Source organism: Belnapia sp. (assembly GCF_059504005.1).
This window is the reverse complement of record NZ_JCACHU010000157.1, coordinates 207,986-227,723: the sequence shown is the minus strand read 5'-3', so window position 1 is coordinate 227,723 and position 19,738 is coordinate 207,986. Positions and strand designations below refer to the sequence as shown.

The following is a 19,738-nucleotide window of genomic DNA, read 5'->3' as shown; positions in this document are numbered from 1 at the left end:
AAAGCGCCGGCCGGTCAACGCGGCGCGGCCGCCTCCGCATAGCGGAAGGCGGCCCGGGTGACCGCGACCGAGAGCACCCGCCCATCGCCGCCGACGCCATCCTCCAGCGGCGAGCCGCCGGCGCGCGACCGCAGCCGCAGCAGCCGGCACGGCACCGGCCCGCCCGGCGGGGCGATGCGGAGCGAGAAGTGGTGCGGCCCCCGCTGCTCCGCGGCCACGAGGCAGGGCGTGCCGTCGAAGCTCGCCTCCAGCACCGGGGCCGGCGCGCCGTAGAGGTGCCCGACCTCCAGCACCACCGCCTCCACCGGGCGCAGCGGGGCCGGGTTGCGCAGCAGGCCCTGCAAGGTCATCCAGCGGAAGGGGCCTTCGGCATCCTCCTCCGCCCCGTGCCAGCCGAGGTCGAAGGCCGGGTCCTGCGGCGCCAACACCGCCTCTGGCCCCTCGGCGAAAGCTGGCGCCTCCTCCGCCGGCTGCGGGGACGCGGCCGCGACCAGGCTGCGGAGCGCCTCGGCCGGCGCCTCGTCGCCGGCCAGCCGGTCGAGCAGCAGGGTCGCCGCCGCCTCGATGAAGGCATCGATCCGTTCCTGCTGCACCCGGAGCTGCCGCTCGAGCGCCACCTGGCCGGCCTGTTGCGCCCCCTCGAGCGCCTGCTCCAGCCGTTGCAGCCTCGCCTCGAGCGCCGGCAGCCGCTCCGTGCCCGGCAGGCTCGGCCCGAGGGCGAAGCGCGCCAGCACGGCGGGGCCGCCCATGGCGTGCAGCGTCACCTCGAGGCCGCTGCCGTTGAGGTCGGACGGCTCCAGCGCGAGGGCGAAGCGGAAGGCGCAGCCGCCCTCGGCCAGCGGCACCGGCGCCTCCACCTGCACCGCTCGCGCGGTGCTGCCGTTGATGACGGCATGCAGCGCCGGCTGCAGCAGCCCGTTGGCCCGCTCGATCCCGGTGCCCCGCAGGATGCCATGATCGAGGCGCAGATCCTCGATCCGCGGGCGGGCGGGGCCGAGCAGGCCCACGGCCTCCGCCGGCGAGGCCAGGGGCCAGGGCTCGGCCAGCTCCGGCCCCTCCGCCGCCACGGCGATGCGCAGCATCGCCGGCAGCGGCACGCAGGGCAGGCGCTCGACCGGCAAGGTCAGCACCGCCTCGGCCGCGACCGGGCCGGCGCTGACAAGCTGCCCCAGCTCGATGCCGCGGCACCAGGCTCGGAGCGGCCCTGGCAGGTACAGCGGCCGCAGCGCCCGCAGCCTGAGCCCGTCCCGGCCGGCGCCGACCACCAGCAGGGGGGGTGTCGTGGCGTCCATTGGCGCCGTCGCTACCATTCCGCCGCGCGGCGCGTCCAGCGCTTCACCCCGGGTTGGCGGCAGCCCAACGGCCATTCTGGGTTCGCCCGCCATAGCCATAGGCATCGCCATCCGCGGCATGGACGAGGACGTAGCTTTCCTCGTGCAGCCGCCCGAGCAGCGCCGCCATTCCGGCAAAGGCAGCGGCGACGAAGCGGGTCGTCTCCGCCTTGGTGTTGGTCCCCGCTGTCACCTTGATGTCGAGCCAGAAGGCGGCCAACCCCGCCTCGGCCGGCCGCTGCCCGGCAATGAACCAGTCCTCCGCCCGCGCCGGCTCTGCCAGCACCGCCGTGACGCCGGGATCCTTGCCGAGATGCTCGGCGGCGAGGCGCGCGGTCAACGCTGCGATCTCGGCCTGAAGGCTGGGACGGGGTGCGGGGGTGACGTAGCGGATGCTGATCATGGGCATGGGTCGATCTCCTTCGGTGCGATGTCCCAAACCCAGCCTGCCGCGTCACTCTTGATTTCGGAATGCTATGGTTCACGCTTCTAACCATAGTATATGCTTATCATGCTCGACCTCGAATCCGTCCGCCTCTTTGTCCTCGCCACCGAGTTCGGCAGCCTGACCCGGGCCGCCGAGGCGGCCGGCACCGTGCAGCCGGTGGTGAGCCAGAGGCTGAAGGCGTTGGAGGCGCGGCTTGGCTACCGGCTGCTGGAGCGCACGCCGCGCTTCGTCCGCCCGACCACGGCCGGCGCCGCCTTCCTCCAGCGCGCCCATGCGCTGCTCGCGGCGCATGACGCCGCCCTGCATCTGGAGGGGGCGCCGTCCCTCCGCTTCACCCTCTGGGCCAGCGACCATGCGACGGGCCTCGGGCTGGAGGGGCTGTGCCGCCGGCTTCGCGCCTGCCTGCCGCCCGGCGCCGTCCTTTCCCTCCGTACCGGTCTTTCCCAGGAGGTCCGCACCCGCTTCGATGCCGGCGAATGCGATGCCGCGCTGGTTCGGCGGGAGGCGGGCGGCACCGAGGGCGAGGTGCTCGGCCACGATCCCCTCGGTTGGCGCGGCGCTGGGGAGCTGCGCCTCGCGCCCGGCGAGCCGGTGCCGCTGGCGACCCTTGGGCCGGCCTGCGGCGTGCGCGGTGCGGCTATCCGCGCCCTCGAGCGGGCCGGCCTGCCCTGGCGCGAGAGCTTCGTCGGCGGCAGCTGTGCGGCGCTGCTGGCCGGGGTGGAGGCGGGGCTCGGCATCGCGCCCATGGGCCGCATCGCCGCTGGCGGGGCGCCCGATCGCGGCCCGGCGCTCGGCCTGCCGGCCCTGCCGCGCTCCGAGATCGTCCTTCTCGCCCGTACCGGCTCGCCCGCCCTTGCCGCCGCGGTTCGGGCACTCGCCGCCGGCCTCCGCGCGAGTCTTGGCGACGCAAGCGCTTCGCGTGCAAATGGCCGGTGATGGATCGCCCGCCCCTCCTGATGGTGAGCCCGATGCCGCCGGCGCGGAATGGCATCGCCGACTATGCCGCCGCGCTGCTGCCCGGGCTGGCCGCGCATTACGACTGCGCCGTCGCCGGCGAGGACTGGTTGGCCGAGGCGCCGCCCGGCATCCCCGTGGTCGACCTCGCTTTGGCCCATCGCCTGCCGCGGGCGGGGCGGCGGCTCTACCAAATCGGCAACAATCCCGGCCATGGCTTCGTGTTGCGGGCGCTGCGGGCGCGGCCCGGCGTCACCACCCTGCACGACCCGGGGCTGCTGCACCTCTACGAATCGACGGGCGAGGACCGCCCGACCATCCTCGCCGGGATGCGCCATGCCGCGCCCGGCCTCGCCGCCGCCTATGCCCGGCACCTCGGCGAGCAGGGCGTCTCCACCCGCGCCAACCACCTGCTCTTCGACCTGGCCGGGGAGGTGCTGAGGCGGTCGCGCGCCGTCATCGTCCATTCCCGCTTCGCGCGGAACCGGCTGCGCCTCACCCATGGCGCGGCGGCGACGGCGCATGTCAAGGTCATCCCGCATCTCCTGCCGCCCAGACGGCCGCCGGAGCGCGCCGAGGCCCGCGCCCGGCTCGGCATCGGCGCCGCCGAGATCCTGGTCGTCACCGCCGGCTTCGCCTCGCTCGCCAAGCGCCTCGACTGGGTGCTGGCGGCTCTGGAGGGGCTGCCCGCCCTCCGCTGGATCCATGCCGGCGACGTGCCGCCGAGCCTCGCCGGGCGGCTCGGCGCCCGGGCCCGGATTACCGGGCACCTCGCGGCGGAGGCATTCGACGCGCATATCGCCGCCGCCGACATGCTGGTGAACCTTCGCTTCCCCTCGACCGGCGAGAGCTCCGGCTCCCTCGCCCGGGCCTTCGCCGCCGGCACCTGCTGCATCGTCTCCCGCACCGGCGCCTTCGCCGAACTGCCGGGCGAGGCGGCGGTCCAGCTGCCGCTGGCCGGCGGCGCCCGGGCCCTGGCCGAGGCCCTCGCCGGCCTCGCCGCCGCGCCGGAGCGGGCCCGCGCCATCGGCGCCGCCGGCCGCGCCCATGCCGAGGCGGAGATGGCGCTCCCGGCCGTCGCCGCCCGCTACCGCGCCGCGATCGAGGCGGCGGAGGCGCGGCCGGCGCCCCCGTCCGACGCCTCGCCGCCGCTCCGCCTCGCGGCCGACCGCGCCCTGATCGCCGCTGCCCTGGCCGGCCGGACCGGCCGCTGCCGCCTCCGCCTCGACATCGAGGATCCCGGCCGCCTGGCCGAGCTCAGCCTCGCCCCGGGCGGCATCGCCGATGCCCTGCTGCCGCCCGGCGCCGCGCTCCGCGCCGCGCGGCTCGAGGGGAGGGGATTGCTGCTCGACCTCCAGCTCCCGCCATGAGCGCCGCGCCGCTGCTGGCCGCGCTGCTGGCCCGGGCCCTGCCGGGCCTGGCGGTGCGCGATCTCGGCCTGCCGCTCGGGGCGCTGATGCCTTGGCTGCCCGGCAGCCGCGCCGGCATCGCCGATGCGGCCGCGCTCGACCCGGCCGAGCGCGCCCTGCTCGCCCGCTTCCGCCAGCAGGGCCGGCCGCTGCTCGGCCTCGACCCAATTGCGGATGCCGAGCCCGATCCGGCCTGGGAGGCCGCCCGCGACCGCGTCGCCTCCACCCCCTGCGCCGCCTCGGTGCCGGGCGCGAGCCTGACCCTGGTCGCCGGCGGCACCGGCGAGGCGCCGCTGCCGGAGGGGATGGGCCGCGTCATGCTGGTCGCCGGCCGGGAGGACGCGCCGGAACGGCACGACCTGCTGCTGCCCGAGGCGCGCCTCGCCGAGGCCTTCGACCGGCTGCGGGCCGCCGCCGCGGCCCTGGCCGGGCCGGGCTGGCAACAGGGCGGCCGCAGCCTCACGCCCCGCCAGGCGAGCTTGCTGCTGCTCGTCCCGCGCCCCGGCCATGTGCCGGACCTGCTGCTCCCGGCCGCTGCCCTGCCGCATGACCTGGCGACGCCGGGCGGGCCGGAGGGGCTGCCGCTGGAGGGCGTGCGGCAGCTGCGGCTGCTCCCCGGCGCCCTGCCGCCGCTGCGCTGGCGCCTGCGCCTCGCCTTCACCGGGGCGGAGCCGGGCGGGGCCGCCCTTTTCCTCGACGGCCTGCGCATCCCGGCCCGGCCCGTCCCCGGCGGCCTCGTCGCCAGCATCGATCCGCCCGCGGGGCACGCGCCCGTGCTCGGCCTCGCCTGGCGGGAGGGGGCGCCGCCCGGCCTCCGCCTCACGGCGCTGGAGGCGCGGCCATGACGGCGCCGCGGCTGCTGGTCCTCTCCCCCATCGCCTCGCACCCGGCGGACCAGGGCAATGCGGCCCGCATCCAGGGGCTGGGCGCGGCGCTGATGGCGCGCGGCGTCCGCTGCGAATTCCTCCACCTCGCCACCGAGGGCAGCACGCCGGGCCAGCGCGCCGCCATGGCTGGCTTCTGGCACGGCTTCCACGAGCTGCCCGCCGCCGTCATCGGCGAGCCGAGCCTCCCCGGCGCCTGGGGCATCGACGACTGGTGCCCGCCCGGGCTGGCGGAGCAGCTGGCCGCCCTGCGCCGCGCCCGCGGCTACGACGCGGTGCTGGTGAACTATGCCTGGCTCTCGGCCGCGCTGGAGGGGGCGGGCGATGCCTTCCGCATCCTCGACACGCATGATCTCTTCGGCGGGCGCGATGCGGTGGCGCGGGCCCAGGGGCTCGATCCCTCCTGGTTCTTCACCACCGTCGCCGAGGAGCGGCGCGGCCTCGACCGGGCCGGGCTGGTGCTGGCCATCCAGGAGGAGGAGGCCGCGGAGCTTCGCCGCCGCTGCGGGGCGGAGGTCGCGGTGCTCGGCCACATGCCGCCGCTCCGCTTCCTCGCCGCCCCGGCGCCGGAGCCGGTGGTGCCCTTCGGCTATCTCGGCAGCGGCAACCCCTGGAACCTGGCGGCCATCCGCGCCCTCGACGCCGCGCTGGAGGGCGCGCCGGAACTGCCCTGGCTGCTCGCCGGGCGCATCCTCCGCCGCCAGGACCTGCGGCTCGCCTCCCGCCCGCGGCTGATGCCGGGCCTGGCGGACGCTGCCGGCTTCTACGCTGCCGTCGACTGCGTGCTGAACCCGATGGCGGGCGGGACGGGCCTCAAGGTGAAGACCGTGGAGGCGCTCGCCTTCGGCAACCCCATGCTCGGCACGGCGGATGCCTTTGCGGGCCTCCGCGCCGAGCATCCCGGACATCGCTGCGCCGATGTCGCGGCGCTGGTCGCGCTGATGCGGGAGTACCGCGCGAGCGAGGCCTGCCGCCGCGACCTCCGCCTCGCTTCCCGCCGGCTCGCGCTGCGCTACGCGGCCGAGGTGGCCGCGCAGCAGGATGCGCTGGCGGCCCGGCTCAGGGCACTCGCCGCCTGATCAGCCGACGCGGAAATTGCTGAACTGCCAGGGGTCGTCGCGGTCCAGCGCCTCCGGGAAGAGGCGCGCGCGGTCCTGCAGCGGCGTCCAGCCGGAATAGGCGCCGACGACCTCGCCGAGATAGGGCCGGCAGATCTCCAGCACCCGCTGGTGGTCGATCTCATCCGCCTCGACCACGCCGCGGCGCGGGTTCTCCATCGCCCAGATCACGCCGGCGAGCACCGCGACCGTCACCTGCAGCGAGGTGGCGTTGTTGTGCGGCACGAGCCGGCGCGCCTCCTCGATGGTGAGGCGGGAGCCGTACCAGTAGGCGCCCTTCGCATGGCCCATCAGCAGCACGCCGAGCTCGTCCATGCCGCGGACGATCTCGTCCGTCATCAGCCGCTTCTCCGGCTGCATCTCCCAGTTCTTGCCGGCCAGCTCATGCACCGAGAGCACCGCATCGTCGCAGGGGTGGTAGGCGTAGTGCGCGGTCGGGCGATGGATCACCTGCCCCGCCGCGTCGCGCAGCGTGTAGTAGTCGGCAAGCGAAATGCTTTCGTTGTGGGTGATGAGGAAGCCGTGGAACGGCCCCTCCAGCGGCGTCCAGGTCCGCACGCGGGTCGAGGCGCCCGGGCGCATCAGGTAGATCGCCGCGTCGCAGCCGAAGCCGTGCCGGTGCCCGTCCGGCGGCAGCGCCTTCTCGTGGCTGCCCCAGCCGAGTTCGGCCGGCTGGCAGCCCTCGCCGACGAAGCCGTCGACCGACCACGTGTTGACGAACTCGCCCGGCCTCTTCGGGCGGTCGGCGACCTGCGTGTCCCGCTCAGCGATATGGATTACCTTGATGCCGAGGTCATGCGCGATGCGCGCCCAGGCGGCGCGGTCCGCAGCCGGCGGCGGGGCGGCGATGGGGGCGCCGGTGTCGCGGGCGATGTCGAGCAGCGCCTGCTTGACGAAATGGCTGACGAGGCCGGGATTCGCCCCATGCGCCGTCACCGAGGTCGGCCCGCCCTGCGCCAGGCCGCGCAGCGCGATCGCCTCCTCCCGCATGGCGTAGTTGGAGCGCTGCGAGGGCGTCAGCGAGGGGTCGGTGTAGCCGCCCGCCCAGGGCTCCACGACCGTGTCGAGGTAGAGCACGTCGAGCTCCTGGCACAGCGTCATCAGCGCGACCGAGGAGACGTCGACCGAGAGGTTCAGCAGGAAGTCGCCCGACCGCAGCAGCGGCGACAGCAGGTCGCGGTAGTTCTCCCGCGTCGCCGCCTCGAGCACGAAGCGGATGCCGTACTCGGCCGCGACCTCGCGCCCGCGCTCCTCGGCGGTGACGATGGTGATGGCCTCGCGCGGGATCTCGATATGGCGGAGGATGAGCGGCAGGACGCCCTGGCCGATGCTGCCGAAGCCGAGCATGACGAGGCGGCCGGAGAAGCGGGCATGGATCATCGAGGGGCTCCTTCTAGGCACGCAAGGAAAGGGCCGGCCCCCTCCGCAGGAAGGGGGCCGGGTCGCAGCGGACGGAACGCGCGGCCGGCCTCAGGCGGCCAGTGAAGCTTCCGCGTCAGCCCCGAGCATCGGCCGGTCCCGCACCTCGACCAGGCGCGCCCGGTCGAAGCCGTTGAAGGCGGTACGCAGGCAGGCCCCGTAGGCGCCGAGCTGGCCGATCTCGATCCAATCGCCCTCCCGTACGTCCTCGGGAAGGGGGAAAGGGCCCTTCATCCGGTCCGCGCTGTCGCAGGTCGGGCCGAAGAAGACGAAATCCGCCTCCTGCGCGGCGGGCGCCGGGCCTTCCGGCCGGATCAGCCGCACCGGGAAGGTGAAGCCCGGCACGCCGGCATCGGAGAGCGCGCCGTAGACGCCGTCGTTCAGGTAGAGGTCGCGGCCGCGCCGCCCCTGCACCTGCACGACGACCGAGCCGCCGCCGGCGACCAGCGCCCGCCCGGGCTCCGCCCAGAGGGCGACGCCCGGCAGCGCCAGCGCCTCGAAGCTCGCCTCGATCTCGGCGAAGAAGGCGCCGAGCGGGGGCGGCTCGATGCCCGGATAGGCGACCGGGAAGCCGCCGCCGACATCGATCACCTCGACCGGCACGCCGGCCGCGCGGATGACCTCGCCGGCCAGCGCCATGGCCTGCCGCCAGGCGAGCGGGTCCATCATCTGCGACCCGACATGGAAGCAGAGGCCCAGCCGCGCGGCATGCGGCCGCGCCGCCCGAAGCAGCGCCGCCGCCTCCTCAGCCTCGGCACCGAATTTGCCGGAGAGGTCGAGCATGGCCGCGCCCTTCGGCATGGCGAGGCGGATGAAGAGGCCGAGCCCCTCCGCCGCGCCTGCCTTGGTCTCGGCCAGGATCTTCTCCAGCTCCGCCGCGCCGTCGAGGACGAGGTCGCGCACCCCATGCTCGCCCCAGGCGGCGCGGATCGCCCCGCGCGCCTTGATCGGATGCATGAAGTGGATGCCCGCCTCGGGGAACATGGCCCGCACCAGCGCCACCTCATTGGCCGAGGCGCAGTCGAAATGCCGCACGCCGCCCTCCCAGACCGCGCGCAGCACGGCGGGCTCCGGGTTGCACTTCACGGCGTAGAGCACCTCGCCCGGGAAGCCGGCGACGAAGGCCGCCGAGGCCTCGGCGATGGCGGCCGGGCGCAGGCAGTGCATCGGCTCCTCCGGCTGCTCGACGGCGACGAGGGCGTCGACGGAGGGCAGGGCGGTCAGGGCGTCGTCGAAGCGGCGGCGCAGCGGGGCGACCGCCGCACGGGTGCGGAGCTGGGACATGTGGCGCAATCCTTGGGCAAGGGCGGGAAGAGGCGGGGCGGACCCCGGCTTCAGGCGATGCGCAGCGAACTTCGCATCGCGGCGAACCGTTCGAGCAACATAGGCAGATCCCTCACGGCCCCGGTCCCCGGGAAACACCCCCTGGAACCGGCATGGACGAAAAGGACGCGTCCCGTCGTTGCTGTGCCCCGGCCTTCGGGCGGCAGGGGCTCGCGGCACGTGCGATAGCGCCAGCGGCCGCCCTGGAGCAACCGCGGCCGGAGAAATAGTGGCTCCGCCGCCGAATTGCTATGCCTTTTTTCAGGGGCTCGCCCGTTCCACCGGCATGGCCGCGCGAATCGGCGAAAGCTTTCAGGAATCTTGCCGGTCGAGGGCCTGCAGGGCCAGATATTCCCAGGCGAGCGTCGCCGCGGCCAGGGCCGTCACCTCGGCCTGGTCATGGGCCGGCGCCACCTCCACCACATCCATCCCGCGGAAGTCGATGCCGCGCAGCCGCCGGAGCAGCCCCTGCGCCTGCCAGGAGGCGAGGCCGCCAATCTCCGGCGTCCCCGTGCCGGGCGCGAAGGCCGGGTCGAGGCAGTCGATGTCGAAGGAGAGATAAGCCGGCCCGCCGCCGAGCACCGCCCGCACCCGCTCCGCCAGCGCCGCCGGCCCCAGCTCCTGCGCCTCCTGCCCGGTGACGATGGTGACGCCCTGGCCGACCGTCCAATCCCAGGTTGCCCGGTCCACCGGCGAGCGGATGCCGAGCTGGATCATCCGCCGCGGATCGACCAGCCCCTCGCAGATCGCGTGGTAGAAGGGCGAGCCATGGGCATAGGCCTGGCCGAAATTATCCGCCCAGGTGTCGACATGGGCGTCGCAATGCAGCAGCCCAAGCGGCCCGCCGAGCCGCCGCACCAGCGCCCGCAGCAGGGGCAGGGTGATGCCGTGCTCGCCGCCCAGCGCCACCAAGTGCCGGCACCTCGCCGCCTGCCGCTCGATCAGGGCCAGGCTCGCGGGGATGTCGCCGAGCGCGAGCCCGAACTCCCCGATATCGGCGATGTCGAGCGCGCGCGGGTCGACCCAATGCGTGGGATGCACGCCATCGACCAGCATCCGGCTTGCCCGCCGGATCGCCGCCGGCCCGTCCCGCGTGCCCGAGCGGTTGGTGGTGCCGATATCCATCGGCACCCCCGCCACCACATAGGCCGCGTCCCCATCCCGCCGCTCGATGCCGAGGAAGCCCGGCGGCGTGGCGAAGGTCGGCGGGCCGGCCACGCTACTTCACCGCCGAGAAGGCGGTCGGCGCCAGCAGCAAATTCTCGACCGCGGCGACGATCTGCCCGTCCTCCTCGGTCTTCGCCCGCGCCGTCAGCCAGTCCGGGTCGGTGGCGAAGGCGTTCCACTTCTGCTCGCGCTCGGCGAGGCTTTCCCACTCGATCAGGTAGTAGAGATCCTGGTTGGAGGAGCCGACCAGCACCGTCCAGAAGCCGGCCTGGCGGATGCCGTGCTTCTCCCAGAGCTTCAGCGTGACTGTCTCGAAGCGCTTGAGCAGCGCCGGCAGCCGGCCCGGCACGCAGTGATAGATGCGGAGCTCGTGGATCATCGCCCTGGTCCTCCCTTGGGAGAGGGCAGCCTAGCCTGCCTCCAGGTGGACGCGAAGCGGCGGCGCCGCCGCCGGGCGAGGACGGCCGAGGCGATGGCCCTGCACCTGCGCAAGCTCCACAACAGCACCAGGTCGATCAGCGGGCGGGCGACCGGCCGCTACCTCGCCCCTCGGGCGGCGGTGACGAGGCGGAGCGGGAGCGGCGCAACAGGCCCGACGCTGGGCGAGACCCGCCAGCCGACGAGCGGCATCTCGGGCGTACTCCCCACCCGGTCGCGGCGGGGCTAGCATCGGGCCGCGGGTTCCGCATCGGAGGCGCGCTCCGCCGCGATTGCGCCCGGCCACGAGGCAACATCGTGAACCGAAGGTGATCGTCGGCCTCCATCGCCGATGCCAGGAACCCGGCCCCTGGGAGGAAAAGTCACATGCGCCTCTACGACTCCATCGGCCCCAACCCCCGCGTCGTCCGGATGTTCATGGCCGAGCGCGGCATCGACCTGCCGAAGACCACCATCGACCTCCGCGGCGGCGAGAACCGCCAGCCGCCCTACATGGCGAAGAACCCCGCCGGCCAGATGCCCTGCCTCGAGCTCGATGACGGCAGCGTCATCGCCGAAATCACCACCATCTGCGAATACCTGGACGAGGTGACCCCGGGCCCCTCGCTCATCGGCGCCAATCCGCGGGAGCGGGCCGAGACCCGGATGTGGACGCGGCGGATCGACCTCAACATCGTCGAGCCGATGGCCAATGGCTTCCGCTTCGCCGAGGGGCTGAAGATCTTCGAGAACCGCATCCGCTGCATCCCGCATGCCGCCGACGACCTGAAGGCGACGGCGCAGGAGCGGCTGGCCTGGCTCGACGGGCTGATGGCGGGACGGACCTTCATCTGCGGCGACAGGCTGACCCTCGCCGACATCCTGCTCTTCGCCTTCCTCGACTTCGGCGCGGGCGTCGGGCAGCCAATCAACCCGGCGCTCAAGGCCATCACCGCGCATCACGCGATGATGGCCGCGCGGCCCTCGGCGAAGGCCTAGCCCTTGGCGAGCACCGCCTCCGCCAGCCGCGCCCAGTAGCTGGCGCCGACCGGCAGCACGGCATCGTTGAAGTCGTATTTCGGGTGGTGGACCTGCGGATCCGCAGGCCCCCGCCCGGCGCCGAGCATGATGTAGCTGCCGGCCTTGGCGTTGAGCATGAAGGCGAAGTCCTCGCCGCCCATGGTGGGCTTCGGCATCTCCTGCACCTTCGCCTCGCCGGCGATGGCGCGGGCCGCCTCGACGGTCAGCACCGTGCTCTCCGGCTCGTTGATCGTGGCCGGATAGCCGCGGTCGAAGACCGCCTTCGCCGTCGCCCCGAAGGCGGTGGCGATGCCGGTCGATATGTCGAGGAAGCGCCGCTCCAGCAGGTCGCCCACCTCCGGCTTGAACCAGCGGGCGGTGCCGCGCAGCGTCACCTGCTCGGGGATGACGTTCCAGGTGTCGCCGCCCTGGATATGGCCGATGGTGATGACGCCCGACTCCACCGGCTCCACATTGCGGGCAACGATGGACTGCAGGGCGGTGACGATCTGGGCCGCGACGACGATCGGGTCGTTGCCCTGGTGCGGCATGGCGCCATGTGCGCCCTTGCCGGTGACGGTGACCTCGATCTGCGCGGTCGCCGCCATGATCGGCCCCTCGCGCCACCAGAAGCTGCCCTCCGGCGCGCCCGGCCAGTTGTGCATGCCGAAGACGCGCTCCATCGGGAAGCGGTCGAACAGGCCCTCCCGCACCATGACGTTGCCGCCGCCGCCGGCCTCCTCGGCCGGCTGGAAGATGACGTAGACACTGCCCGGGAAGTTGCGGGTCTCGGCGAGGTACTTGGCGGCGCCCAGCAGCATGGTGGTGTGGCCGTCATGGCCGCAGGCATGCATCTTTCCCGGGATGGTGGAGGCATGCGGCAGGCCGGTCTGCTCCAGGATCGGCAGCGCGTCCATGTCGGCGCGGAGGCCGACGGCGCGCCCCGGCCCGCCCTGGTTCCCCTTCTTGCCATGGATCACGCCGACGACGCCGGTCTTGGCGATCCCGGTGACGACCTCGTCGCAGCCGAATTCGCGCAGCTTCTCGGCGACGATGCCGCTGGTGCGGACCTCCTCGAAGGCGGTTTCCGGATGGGCATGGAAGTCGCGCCGCCAGGCCGTCATCTCGGCATGAAAATCGGCTATGCGGTTCAGGATCGGCATGGGGGTGTGCCTCGTGGGAGGGAGTGGATGCCGCTTGCTATCGGAGCGGGCGGGGGGCTTGGCAAGGGGCTGTCACACTCCTTCGGGCCGGAGGAAGGCGAGGTCCACGCCCTCCGTCGCCTGCAGCACCTGCTCCTGGACGAGCTTGTTCCAGCCGCGCTTCGCCCGCGCGGGCGGCGCCCAGGCGGCACGGCGGCGTGCCAGCTCCTCCTCGCCGACCAGCAGGTCGAGGCGCCGCTCGGCGACCGAGAGGCGCACCCGGTCCCCTGTCTCGACCAGCGCCAGCGGCCCGCCCGCCGCCGCCTCGGGGGTGATGTGGAGCACGATGGTGCCGAAGGCGGTCCCCGACATCCGGCAGTCGCTCATCCGCACCATGTCCTTGACGCCAGCCCGCGCCAGCTTCTTCGGGATGGGCAGGTAGCCGGCCTCCGGCATCCCGGCCGGGGTCAGCGGCCCGGCATTCTTCAGGATGAGGATGTCCTGCGGCGTCACGTCGAGCGCCTCGTCGTCGATCCGCTCGGCGAGGTCGGCGAGGCCGTCGAAGACGATGCACCGCGCCTCCGCCTCGAAGAGGGCAGGGGTGGCGGCGCTCCGCTTCAGGATCGCCCCGTCCGGCGCCAGGCTGCCGAAGAGCGAGACCAGGCCGCCGACCGGGCTCACCGGCTGGCTGCGGGCGCGGATATAGGTGCGGTCGACGAAGGGCGTGCCGGCATCGATCTGCTCGCCGAGCGTCCTGCCGGTGAGGTCGATGCAGTCGAGGTGCAGCAGGTCCTTGAGCTCCCGCAGCAGCGCGACCATGCCGCCGGCGGCGTGGAAGTCCTCCATGTAGCCCTCGCCGGTCGGCTTCAGGTCGACCAGCACCGGCGTCTCCTCGCAGAGCGCGTCGAGCCGCTTGAGGTCGACCTTTACGCCGGCGCGCCCGGCGATGGCCGTCAGGTGGATCAGCGCATTGGTCGAGCCGCCGAGCGAGAGCAGCACGCGGAGCGCATTCTCGACGCTCTTTTCCGTGATAAGCTGCGAGGGCTTCACCGGATGGGTGATGAGGCGGACGGCGAGCTCCCCCGCCTCCTCCGCCATGCGTAGCCGGTCGGCATGGACGGCGGGCGCCGAGGCGGCCATCAGCGGCATGAAGCCGAGCGCGGCTGCGATGCAGGCCATGGTCGAGGCCGTGCCCATGACGCCGCAGGTGCCCGCGCTGGTGGCGAGCTTCCCTTCGATCTCGCCGATCCGCTCGGCCGAGACGTCGCCGGCGCGGTAGCGGGCCCAGTAGCGGCGGCAGTCGGTGCAGGCGGCGAGGCGCTCGCCCTCGAAGCGCTGCGCCAGCATCGGGCCGGTGACGAGCATCACGCTGGGGATGTCGGCGCTGGCGGCGGCCATGAGCTGGGCGGGGACGGTCTTGTCGCAGCCGCCGATCAGCACCGCGGCATCCATCGGCTGGGCGGAGAGCATCGCCTCGGTGTCGAGCGCCATCAGGTTGCGGTAGTGCATGGAGGTCGGCGTCAGCGAAGGCTCGCAGAGGCTGACGGTCGGGAAGGCGAGGGGGAGGGAGCCCGCCGCCAGCACGCCGCGCTTCACCGCCTCGATCATCTCGGGGACGTTGCGGTGGCAGTTGTTGTAGTCCGAGGCGGTGTCGGCGATGCCGACGACCGGCTTCTCCAGCATGCTGCGCGAATAGCCCATCGAGGCGGCGAAGCTGCGGCGCAGGTAGAAGGCGAACTCCCGGTCGCCGTAGTTGGCGGCGTTGCGGGCGAGGCCATGGGGCGCTTTGGTCGCAGGGGGGGTCACGAGGCTACTCCGGGCTGAGGCCCGCACGCTGCATCAGCCTGCGGTGCAATGGCAATTCGTGCTCGATGCGCGCAACGGCGGCCGCCCCGCCCATGGCTGCCGGCGCCATGCCCTGCGTCGCCATGAAGGCCTGGGCACGCGGGTCGCCGAGCCCTTCGGTCAGCGCCTGCTCGATCCGCTCGGTGATGGCGCGCGGCGTCGCCGCCGGCGCCTGCACGCCGTACCAGCCGGTATAGACGAAGTCCGGGATGCCGAGCTCGGCGAAGGTCGGGATGTCCGGGATCGCGGCCGGCCGTTGCAGCGTCGGCTGCGCCAGGCCCTTCACCCGCCCCTCCTCCAAGTGCCCCTTGCAGGCGGCATAGAGGGCGAACATGCAGTCTGTCCGCCCGGCGATGGTGTCCGTCAGCGCCGGCGGCGCGCCGTTGTAGGGGACATGCAGCATGGAGGCGCCGACCCGCCCGAGGAGGTCGAGCATCGGCAGGTGCGCCGTCGTGCCGACGCCCCAGCTGGCATAGGAGAGCGCATCCGGCCGCGCCTTCGCCGCCGCCAGCATCGCCTCGAGGCTCCCCCAACGCGGATGCGCGACGAGCACGGAGAGCGTCTCGCAGACCTGGGTGACATGGACGAAATCGGCGAGCGGGTCGTAGCCCGGGCTGCGCAGCGCCAGCGGCGTCAGGGTGAAGGTGGCGATGGTGCCGAGCAGCAAGGTCAGCCCGTCCGGCTTCGCGCGTGCCACGAGCCGGGCCGCGAGGCTGGTGGAGGCCCCCGGCTTGTGGTCCATGACAAAGGTGCCGCCCAGCCGCTCCTGCAGGGTCTGCGTCACCAGCCGCCCGACCACGTCCGAGGCCCCGCCGGGCGCGTAGGGGATGACGACGGCGACGGTCTGCCCTGCCGGCCAGGATGGCTGGGCGAGGGCCGGCGCCGCCAATAGCCCGCCCGTTGCAAGCAACCCCCGCCGCCCGATCCTGGCCATGGCCGCCCCTCCCTTGTCGTTGCGCCGAGCGTGCCCTCCGCCCAGGGCGCTGGCAAGGCACCCCGCTTCATGCGGTATTCGGCTACCGCGTCCGAAAACCCCAGCTTTCCCCTTGACCTCCGGCGCCTCGGGCCGCATAAACCGTGCCTCTTTCAGACCGGACAAAGCCCATTCCCATGCAACTCCAGACCCAGACGCGCTCGCTGAAGCCGGCCGAGGTCAAGAAGGCCTGGGTGGTGGTCGACGCGCAGGACCTCGTCCTCGGCCGCCTCGCCACCATCATCGCCAATCGCCTCCGCGGGAAGCACAAGCCGCAGTTCACCCCGCATGTCGATTGCGGCGACCATGTCATCGTGGTCAACGCCGAGAAGGTCCGGGTGACGGGCCAGAAGGCCGAGCAGAAGATCTTCTACTGGCACACCGGCTTCCCGGGCGGCATCAAGGAGCGCACGGTGCGCGAGCGGCTCGAAGGCAAGTACCCCGAGCGCGTGATCGAGAAGGCCGTGGAGCGGATGATCACCCGCGGGCCCCTCGGCCGTCGCCAGATGGAAAACCTCCATGTCTATGCCGGTCCGGAGCATCCGCATGCCGGCCAGCAGCCGACGGCACTCGATGTCGGCGCTATGAACCGCAAGAACAAGGTGCTCTGAGCATGAGCGAGCAGACGACCGGCACGCTCGCCGATCTGAAGAGCCTGGTGCAGTCCGGTGCCATCACCGGCGAGGCCCCGGTCCCCCGCGAGCCGAAGCGCGACGCCTTCGGCCGCGCCTATGCCACCGGCCGCCGCAAGAACGCCGTGGCCCGCGTCTGGGTGAAGCCTGGCAAGGGCGAGATGACCGTCAACGGCAAGCCCGTGCTGACCTATTTCGCCCGGCCGGTGCTGCGGATGCTGCTCTCCCAGCCTTTCCTGGTCGCCGACCGCTACCAGCAGTTCGACGTGATCGCGACCGTGGTCGGCGGCGGGCTCTCCGGCCAGGCCGGCGCGGTCCGCCACGGTATCAGCCGCGCCCTGACCAATTTCGAGCCGGAGCTGCGGCCGATCCTGAAGAAGGCCGGCTTCCTGACCCGCGACCCGCGTGTGGTCGAGCGGAAGAAGTACGGCAAGGCCAAGGCACGACGTTCCTTCCAGTTCAGCAAGCGCTGACCGGGCGGGCGCCGGTCGGCGCCAGCCACATGGCTGTCATACGAGAGGGGCGGGCCCGCGCTGGGTCCGCCCCTCTTGCTTTTTGGGCCGCATTGGGCGGCACTGTTCCGAGGCTGAGGGAGCCAGGACGATGGCGAAGACCCCGACGGTGTTCATCGATGGCGAGGCCGGCACCACCGGCCTGCAGATCCGCGAGCGGCTGGCGATCCTGCCTGGCCTCGCCGTCCGCTCCATCGACCCCGCCCGCCGAAAGGACCCCGAGGCCCGCCGCGTCCTGATGGCGGAGGTGGACCTCGTCGTCCTCTGCCTGCCTGATGAGGCCGCGAGGGAGAGCGCCGCGCTTGCCGCCTCGCTCGGCGGTGCCGCCCCGCGCGTGCTCGACGCCAGCACGGCGCACCGGGTGAACCCGGACTGGACCTATGGCCTGCCGGAGCTGACGGCCGGGCAGCCGGCGCTGATCGCCGCCGCCCCGCGCGTCGCCAATCCCGGTTGCTACCCGACGGGGGCCATCCTGCTGCTCCGCCCGCTGGTCGAGGCCGGGCTGATGCCGGCCGACTACCCGGTCAGCGTCAACGCCATCTCCGGCTATTCCGGCGGCGGTAACAGCATGATCGCCGAGTACGAGGCGCGGCGCGCGCCGGATTTCGAGCTCTACGGCCTCGGCCTCACCCACAAGCATGTGGCCGAGTTGCAGCATTTCAGCGGCCTCACCCGCCGCCCCATCTTCATCCCCTCGGTCGGCGACTACCGGCAGGGCATGATCGACAGCATCCCGCTCCACCTGGACACCCTGCCGGGCCGGCCGAAGCCCGCCGATATCGAGGCGCTGCTTATGGCCCGCTATGCCGGCAGCGAGTACGTCCACGTTGTGCCGGCGACGCCGAAGCTGGAGCCGCAGGCGCTCAACAACACCAACCTGCTGGAGCTCCGCGTGCATGGCAACGAGGCGCTGGGCCAGGTCGTGCTCTCGGCGCGCTACGACAATCTCGGCAAGGGCGCCTCGGGTGCCGCGGTGCAGAATATTGGGCTGATGCTCGGCGTGCCGGTCGAGACGCGCCTGCCGGCCGCGGCCGAATAAGGAGGCGAGGATGGGACCGCTCTACCCCTTCGAGGGCAAGCTGCCGCAGGTCGACCCGGCGGCCTGGGTCGCGCCGACAGCCGCCGTCATCGGCGACGTCACCATCGGGCCGCGATCGAACATCTGGTACCACTGCGTCCTGCGCGGCGACACCAACTTCATCCGCATCGGTGCCGGCTCCAACATCCAGGACGGCACCATCATCCACGTCAATGCGGGGAAGCAGGCGACCAGCATCGGCGATGACGTGACGGTGGGCCATGCCGCCATCATCCATGCCTGCACGTTGATGAACCGCGCCTTCGTCGGCATGGGTGCGACCGTGCTAGACGATGCGGTGATCGAGGAGGGCGGGGTTCTCGCCGCGGGCTCCGTCCTGCCGCCCGGCAAGCGCATCGCCTCGCTCGAGCTCTGGATGGGCAATCCGGCGAAGCCGGTGCGCCTGCTCACCCTCGAGCAGCGGGCCGGCTTCGACAGGACCGCGCCGCACTATGTCGAGCTGTCAGGGCGGCACCGCGAGTCACTCAGGTAGCCAGGGAAGGCCGGGCCGGACGCCGGGCGTCCGGCCCGTGCCCTACGCTTCGCGGGCGACGACCCCGCCGGGCTTGGAGCGGAAGGCGCTGAGCCGGCCCAGCACCCAGCTCACCACCGGCCAGAGCAGCAGGGCGAAGCCCATCGCCATGATGCTGCTCACCAGCCAGTTGGAGAAGAACACGCCGAGGCTCCCCTGGCTGATCAGCAGCGACTGGCGGAAGGCCTCCTCCGTCCGGTCGCCGAGCACCAGGGCGAGGACCAGCGGCGCCAGCGGGTAGTCGAGCTTCTTCAGCACATAGCCGATGACGCCGAAGATCAGCATCAGCGTGATGTCGAACTCGGCATTGCTCACCGTGAAGGCCCCGATCGCGCAGACGACGAGGATGATCGCCGCGATGATCGAGAAGGGCACACGGAGGATCGCCGCGAACCAGGGCACCGCCACCAGCACCACCAGCAGCCCGACGACATTGCCGAGATACATCGAGGCGATGAGCCCCCAGACGAAGTCCTTCTGCTCGACGAAGAGCATCGGCCCCGGCTGCAGCCCCCACATGATCAGGCCGCCCAGCAGCACCGCCGCCGTTGGCGACCCCGGCACGCCGAGGGTGAGCATCGGCAGCAGGGCCGAGGTGCCCGCCGCATGGGCCGCCGTCTCGGGGGCGATGACGCCCTCGATCCGGCCCTTGCCGAAGCTGGCGCCGTCCTTCGCCATCCGCCGCGCCACGCCATAGGACATGAAGCTCGCGGGCGTGGCGCCGGCCGGGGTGATGCCCATCCAGCAGCCGATCAGCGAGGAGCGCAGCGCCAGCCACCAATGCTTCGGCAGCCCGGCCCAGACCTTCAGCACGACCTTGGCGTCGATCCTGGCCCGCTCCCCCTTGAAGCGCAGCCCGTCCTCGATCGAGCAGAGGATCTCGCTGATCCCGAACAGGCCGATGACGGCGACGAGGAAGTCGAAGCCGCGGATCATTTCCGTGCTGCCGAAGGTCATCCGCAGCTGGCCGGTCACGGTGTCCATGCCGACCGCCGCCAGCAGGAAGCCGAGCATCATGGCCGAGACGGTCTTGAGCGCCGGCCCCTTGCTCATGCCGATGAAGCTGGCGAAGGAGAGGAACATCACCGCGAAGAATTCGGGCGGCCCGAAGCGCAGCGCGAAGCCCGCGATCACCGGCGCGATGAAGGTGATCATCACGATGGCGACGAAGGCGCCGACGAAGCTGCTGGTGAAGGCGGCAGTCAGCGCCTCGGCGGCCTTGCCCTGCTGCGCCATCGGGTAGCCGTCGAAGGTCGTGGCGACCGACCATGGCTCGCCGGGGATGTTGAACAGGATGGAGGTGATGGCCCCGCCGAACAGGGCGCCCCAGTAGATGCAGGAGAGCATGATGATCGCCGAGACCGGCGGCATGGCGAAGGTCAGCGGCAGCAGGATGGCGATGCCGTTCGCCCCGCCCAGCCCGGGCAGCACGCCGATCAGCACGCCGAGCGCGATGCCGACCAGCATCAGCAGCAGGTTGTACGGCTCCAGCACCACGGCGAAGCCCTGCATCAGCAGGCCGAATTGCTCCATG

20 protein-coding genes are annotated in these 19,738 nt (G+C 72.6%); 10 read left to right on the top strand and 10 right to left on the bottom strand.

The window, feature by feature from the left end; all coding sequences use genetic code 11:
- Nucleotides 1-14 precede the first annotated feature (14 nt).
- Together AC5JJ1_RS24245 and AC5JJ1_RS24240 are read right to left on the bottom strand one after the other, a co-directional pair.
- The gene (locus AC5JJ1_RS24245; protein ID WP_495787681.1) at nucleotides 15-1,292 is read right to left on the bottom strand and encodes a hypothetical protein; all 1,278 of its coding nucleotides are present in this window, start codon (nucleotides 1,290-1,292) and stop codon (nucleotides 15-17) included.
- 43 nt (nucleotides 1,293-1,335) lie between these two features.
- A complete protein-coding gene (locus AC5JJ1_RS24240; RefSeq protein WP_495787680.1) occupies nucleotides 1,336-1,740 on the bottom strand; it encodes a tautomerase family protein in 405 nt (134 codons plus the stop codon).
- Between the two features lie 102 nt (nucleotides 1,741-1,842).
- On the opposite strand from AC5JJ1_RS24240, the gene AC5JJ1_RS24235 reads away from it, so the two are divergent.
- The 4 genes from AC5JJ1_RS24235 to AC5JJ1_RS24220 are packed head-to-tail and all read left to right on the top strand — an operon-like array spanning nucleotide 1,843 to nucleotide 6,105.
- Nucleotides 1,843-2,715: a LysR family transcriptional regulator gene (locus AC5JJ1_RS24235; RefSeq protein WP_495787679.1), complete on the top strand. Its 873-nt coding sequence runs from the start codon at nucleotides 1,843-1,845 to the stop codon at nucleotides 2,713-2,715.
- Nucleotides 2,715-4,103 (top strand): glycosyltransferase, encoded by a 1,389-nt coding sequence (locus AC5JJ1_RS24230; RefSeq protein ID WP_495787678.1) that lies wholly within the window; start codon nucleotides 2,715-2,717, stop codon nucleotides 4,101-4,103. The genes AC5JJ1_RS24235 and AC5JJ1_RS24230 overlap by 1 nt, the downstream gene beginning before the upstream one ends.
- Nucleotides 4,100-4,987, top strand: a complete 888-nt coding sequence (locus AC5JJ1_RS24225) for a hypothetical protein (protein ID WP_495787677.1) — start codon at nucleotides 4,100-4,102, stop codon at nucleotides 4,985-4,987. Before AC5JJ1_RS24230 ends, AC5JJ1_RS24225 begins: the two co-directional genes overlap by 4 nt.
- Nucleotides 4,984-6,105 carry a glycosyltransferase family protein gene (locus AC5JJ1_RS24220; RefSeq protein ID WP_495787676.1) on the top strand — a complete coding sequence of 374 codons (1,122 nt, stop codon included), beginning with the start codon at nucleotides 4,984-4,986 and terminating at the stop codon, nucleotides 6,103-6,105. The genes AC5JJ1_RS24225 and AC5JJ1_RS24220 overlap by 4 nt, the downstream gene beginning before the upstream one ends.
- Here the strand turns inward: AC5JJ1_RS24220 and AC5JJ1_RS24215 are convergent, their stop codons facing one another.
- The 4 genes from AC5JJ1_RS24215 to AC5JJ1_RS24200 form a co-directional block, all read right to left on the bottom strand.
- Nucleotides 6,106-7,524 carry a homospermidine synthase gene (locus AC5JJ1_RS24215; RefSeq protein WP_495787675.1) on the bottom strand — a complete coding sequence of 473 codons (1,419 nt, stop codon included), beginning with the start codon at nucleotides 7,522-7,524 and terminating at the stop codon, nucleotides 6,106-6,108.
- Nucleotides 7,525-7,614: 90 nt separating this feature from the next.
- Complete coding sequence (locus AC5JJ1_RS24210; protein WP_495787674.1) at nucleotides 7,615-8,847, bottom strand: type III PLP-dependent enzyme; 1,233 nt, start codon at nucleotides 8,845-8,847, stop codon at nucleotides 7,615-7,617.
- 351 nt (nucleotides 8,848-9,198) lie between these two features.
- The gene (gene speB, locus AC5JJ1_RS24205; RefSeq protein WP_495787673.1) at nucleotides 9,199-10,104 is read right to left on the bottom strand and encodes an agmatinase; all 906 of its coding nucleotides are present in this window, start codon (nucleotides 10,102-10,104) and stop codon (nucleotides 9,199-9,201) included.
- 1 nt (nucleotide 10,105) lies between these two features.
- Nucleotides 10,106-10,432 carry an NIPSNAP family protein gene (locus AC5JJ1_RS24200; RefSeq protein WP_495787672.1) on the bottom strand — a complete coding sequence of 109 codons (327 nt, stop codon included), beginning with the start codon at nucleotides 10,430-10,432 and terminating at the stop codon, nucleotides 10,106-10,108.
- A 45-nt stretch (nucleotides 10,433-10,477) separates the two neighbouring features.
- Between AC5JJ1_RS24200 and AC5JJ1_RS24195 the strand changes: the two genes are divergently transcribed.
- Together AC5JJ1_RS24195 and AC5JJ1_RS24190 are read left to right on the top strand one after the other, a co-directional pair.
- Nucleotides 10,478-10,720 carry a hypothetical protein gene (locus tag AC5JJ1_RS24195; protein ID WP_495787671.1) on the top strand — a complete coding sequence of 81 codons (243 nt, stop codon included), beginning with the start codon at nucleotides 10,478-10,480 and terminating at the stop codon, nucleotides 10,718-10,720.
- Between the two features lie 137 nt (nucleotides 10,721-10,857).
- Nucleotides 10,858-11,469 (top strand): glutathione S-transferase family protein, encoded by a 612-nt coding sequence (locus tag AC5JJ1_RS24190; RefSeq protein WP_495787670.1) that lies wholly within the window; start codon nucleotides 10,858-10,860, stop codon nucleotides 11,467-11,469.
- Here AC5JJ1_RS24190 and AC5JJ1_RS24185 read toward each other — a convergent pair.
- The 3 genes from AC5JJ1_RS24185 to AC5JJ1_RS24175 all read right to left on the bottom strand — a co-directional run bounded on the left by AC5JJ1_RS24185 (nucleotide 11,466) and on the right by AC5JJ1_RS24175 (nucleotide 15,411).
- Nucleotides 11,466-12,653, bottom strand: a complete 1,188-nt coding sequence (locus AC5JJ1_RS24185) for a M20 aminoacylase family protein (RefSeq protein WP_495787669.1) — start codon at nucleotides 12,651-12,653, stop codon at nucleotides 11,466-11,468. The genes AC5JJ1_RS24190 and AC5JJ1_RS24185 overlap by 4 nt on opposite strands.
- A gap of 72 nt (nucleotides 12,654-12,725) precedes the next feature.
- The gene (locus AC5JJ1_RS24180; protein WP_495787668.1) at nucleotides 12,726-14,438 is read right to left on the bottom strand and encodes a dihydroxy-acid dehydratase; all 1,713 of its coding nucleotides are present in this window, start codon (nucleotides 14,436-14,438) and stop codon (nucleotides 12,726-12,728) included.
- Nucleotides 14,439-14,442: 4 nt separating this feature from the next.
- Entirely contained in the window at nucleotides 14,443-15,411 is a 969-nt protein-coding gene (locus AC5JJ1_RS24175) for a Bug family tripartite tricarboxylate transporter substrate binding protein (protein WP_495787667.1), read from the bottom strand.
- A 176-nt stretch (nucleotides 15,412-15,587) separates the two neighbouring features.
- Here AC5JJ1_RS24175 and rplM point away from each other — a divergent pair, with 176 nt between their 5' ends.
- From rplM to AC5JJ1_RS24155, 4 genes are all read left to right on the top strand, one after another.
- Nucleotides 15,588-16,061: a 50S ribosomal protein L13 gene (gene rplM / locus AC5JJ1_RS24170; protein ID WP_495787666.1), complete on the top strand. Its 474-nt coding sequence runs from the start codon at nucleotides 15,588-15,590 to the stop codon at nucleotides 16,059-16,061.
- A gap of 2 nt (nucleotides 16,062-16,063) precedes the next feature.
- The gene (gene rpsI, locus AC5JJ1_RS24165; protein ID WP_495787665.1) at nucleotides 16,064-16,555 is read left to right on the top strand and encodes a 30S ribosomal protein S9; all 492 of its coding nucleotides are present in this window, start codon (nucleotides 16,064-16,066) and stop codon (nucleotides 16,553-16,555) included.
- 130 nt (nucleotides 16,556-16,685) lie between these two features.
- Entirely contained in the window at nucleotides 16,686-17,633 is a 948-nt protein-coding gene (gene argC, locus AC5JJ1_RS24160; RefSeq protein ID WP_495787664.1) for an N-acetyl-gamma-glutamyl-phosphate reductase, read from the top strand.
- A gap of 10 nt (nucleotides 17,634-17,643) precedes the next feature.
- Nucleotides 17,644-18,165, top strand: coding sequence for a gamma carbonic anhydrase family protein (locus tag AC5JJ1_RS24155; RefSeq protein ID WP_495787663.1), 522 nt, complete (start codon nucleotides 17,644-17,646; stop codon nucleotides 18,163-18,165).
- Between the two features lie 42 nt (nucleotides 18,166-18,207).
- Here AC5JJ1_RS24155 and AC5JJ1_RS24150 read toward each other — a convergent pair whose 3' ends face one another.
- On the bottom strand, nucleotides 18,208-19,737 hold the full coding sequence (locus tag AC5JJ1_RS24150; protein WP_495787662.1) for a tripartite tricarboxylate transporter permease: 1,530 nt from the start codon (nucleotides 19,735-19,737) through the stop codon (nucleotides 18,208-18,210).
- Nucleotide 19,738: the final 1 nt, after the last annotated feature.

What these genes read in the sequence shown, in the direction of transcription:
- AC5JJ1_RS24150 (WP_495787662.1), bottom strand. Translation starts at nt 19,737, where the DNA reads ATGGAGCAATTCGGCCTGCTGATGCAGGGCTTCGCCGTGGTGCTGGAG.
- AC5JJ1_RS24235 (WP_495787679.1), top strand. Translation starts at nt 1,843, where the DNA reads ATGCTCGACCTCGAATCCGTCCGCCTCTTTGTCCTCGCCACCGAGTTC.
- rplM (WP_495787666.1), top strand. Translation starts at nt 15,588, where the DNA reads ATGCAACTCCAGACCCAGACGCGCTCGCTGAAGCCGGCCGAGGTCAAG.
- AC5JJ1_RS24220 (WP_495787676.1), top strand. Translation starts at nt 4,984, where the DNA reads ATGACGGCGCCGCGGCTGCTGGTCCTCTCCCCCATCGCCTCGCACCCG.
- AC5JJ1_RS24240 (WP_495787680.1), bottom strand. Translation starts at nt 1,740, where the DNA reads ATGCCCATGATCAGCATCCGCTACGTCACCCCCGCACCCCGTCCCAGC.
- AC5JJ1_RS24225 (WP_495787677.1), top strand. Translation starts at nt 4,100, where the DNA reads ATGAGCGCCGCGCCGCTGCTGGCCGCGCTGCTGGCCCGGGCCCTGCCG.
- AC5JJ1_RS24190 (WP_495787670.1), top strand. Translation starts at nt 10,858, where the DNA reads ATGCGCCTCTACGACTCCATCGGCCCCAACCCCCGCGTCGTCCGGATG.
- AC5JJ1_RS24155 (WP_495787663.1), top strand. Translation starts at nt 17,644, where the DNA reads ATGGGACCGCTCTACCCCTTCGAGGGCAAGCTGCCGCAGGTCGACCCG.
- AC5JJ1_RS24185 (WP_495787669.1), bottom strand. Translation starts at nt 12,653, where the DNA reads ATGCCGATCCTGAACCGCATAGCCGATTTTCATGCCGAGATGACGGCC.
- AC5JJ1_RS24175 (WP_495787667.1), bottom strand. Translation starts at nt 15,411, where the DNA reads ATGGCCAGGATCGGGCGGCGGGGGTTGCTTGCAACGGGCGGGCTATTG.
- AC5JJ1_RS24230 (WP_495787678.1), top strand. Translation starts at nt 2,715, where the DNA reads ATGGATCGCCCGCCCCTCCTGATGGTGAGCCCGATGCCGCCGGCGCGG.
- AC5JJ1_RS24200 (WP_495787672.1), bottom strand. Translation starts at nt 10,432, where the DNA reads ATGATCCACGAGCTCCGCATCTATCACTGCGTGCCGGGCCGGCTGCCG.
- AC5JJ1_RS24215 (WP_495787675.1), bottom strand. Translation starts at nt 7,524, where the DNA reads ATGATCCATGCCCGCTTCTCCGGCCGCCTCGTCATGCTCGGCTTCGGC.
- argC (WP_495787664.1), top strand. Translation starts at nt 16,686, where the DNA reads ATGGCGAAGACCCCGACGGTGTTCATCGATGGCGAGGCCGGCACCACC.
- AC5JJ1_RS24210 (WP_495787674.1), bottom strand. Translation starts at nt 8,847, where the DNA reads ATGTCCCAGCTCCGCACCCGTGCGGCGGTCGCCCCGCTGCGCCGCCGC.
- rpsI (WP_495787665.1), top strand. Translation starts at nt 16,064, where the DNA reads ATGAGCGAGCAGACGACCGGCACGCTCGCCGATCTGAAGAGCCTGGTG.
- AC5JJ1_RS24245 (WP_495787681.1), bottom strand. Translation starts at nt 1,292, where the DNA reads ATGGACGCCACGACACCCCCCCTGCTGGTGGTCGGCGCCGGCCGGGAC.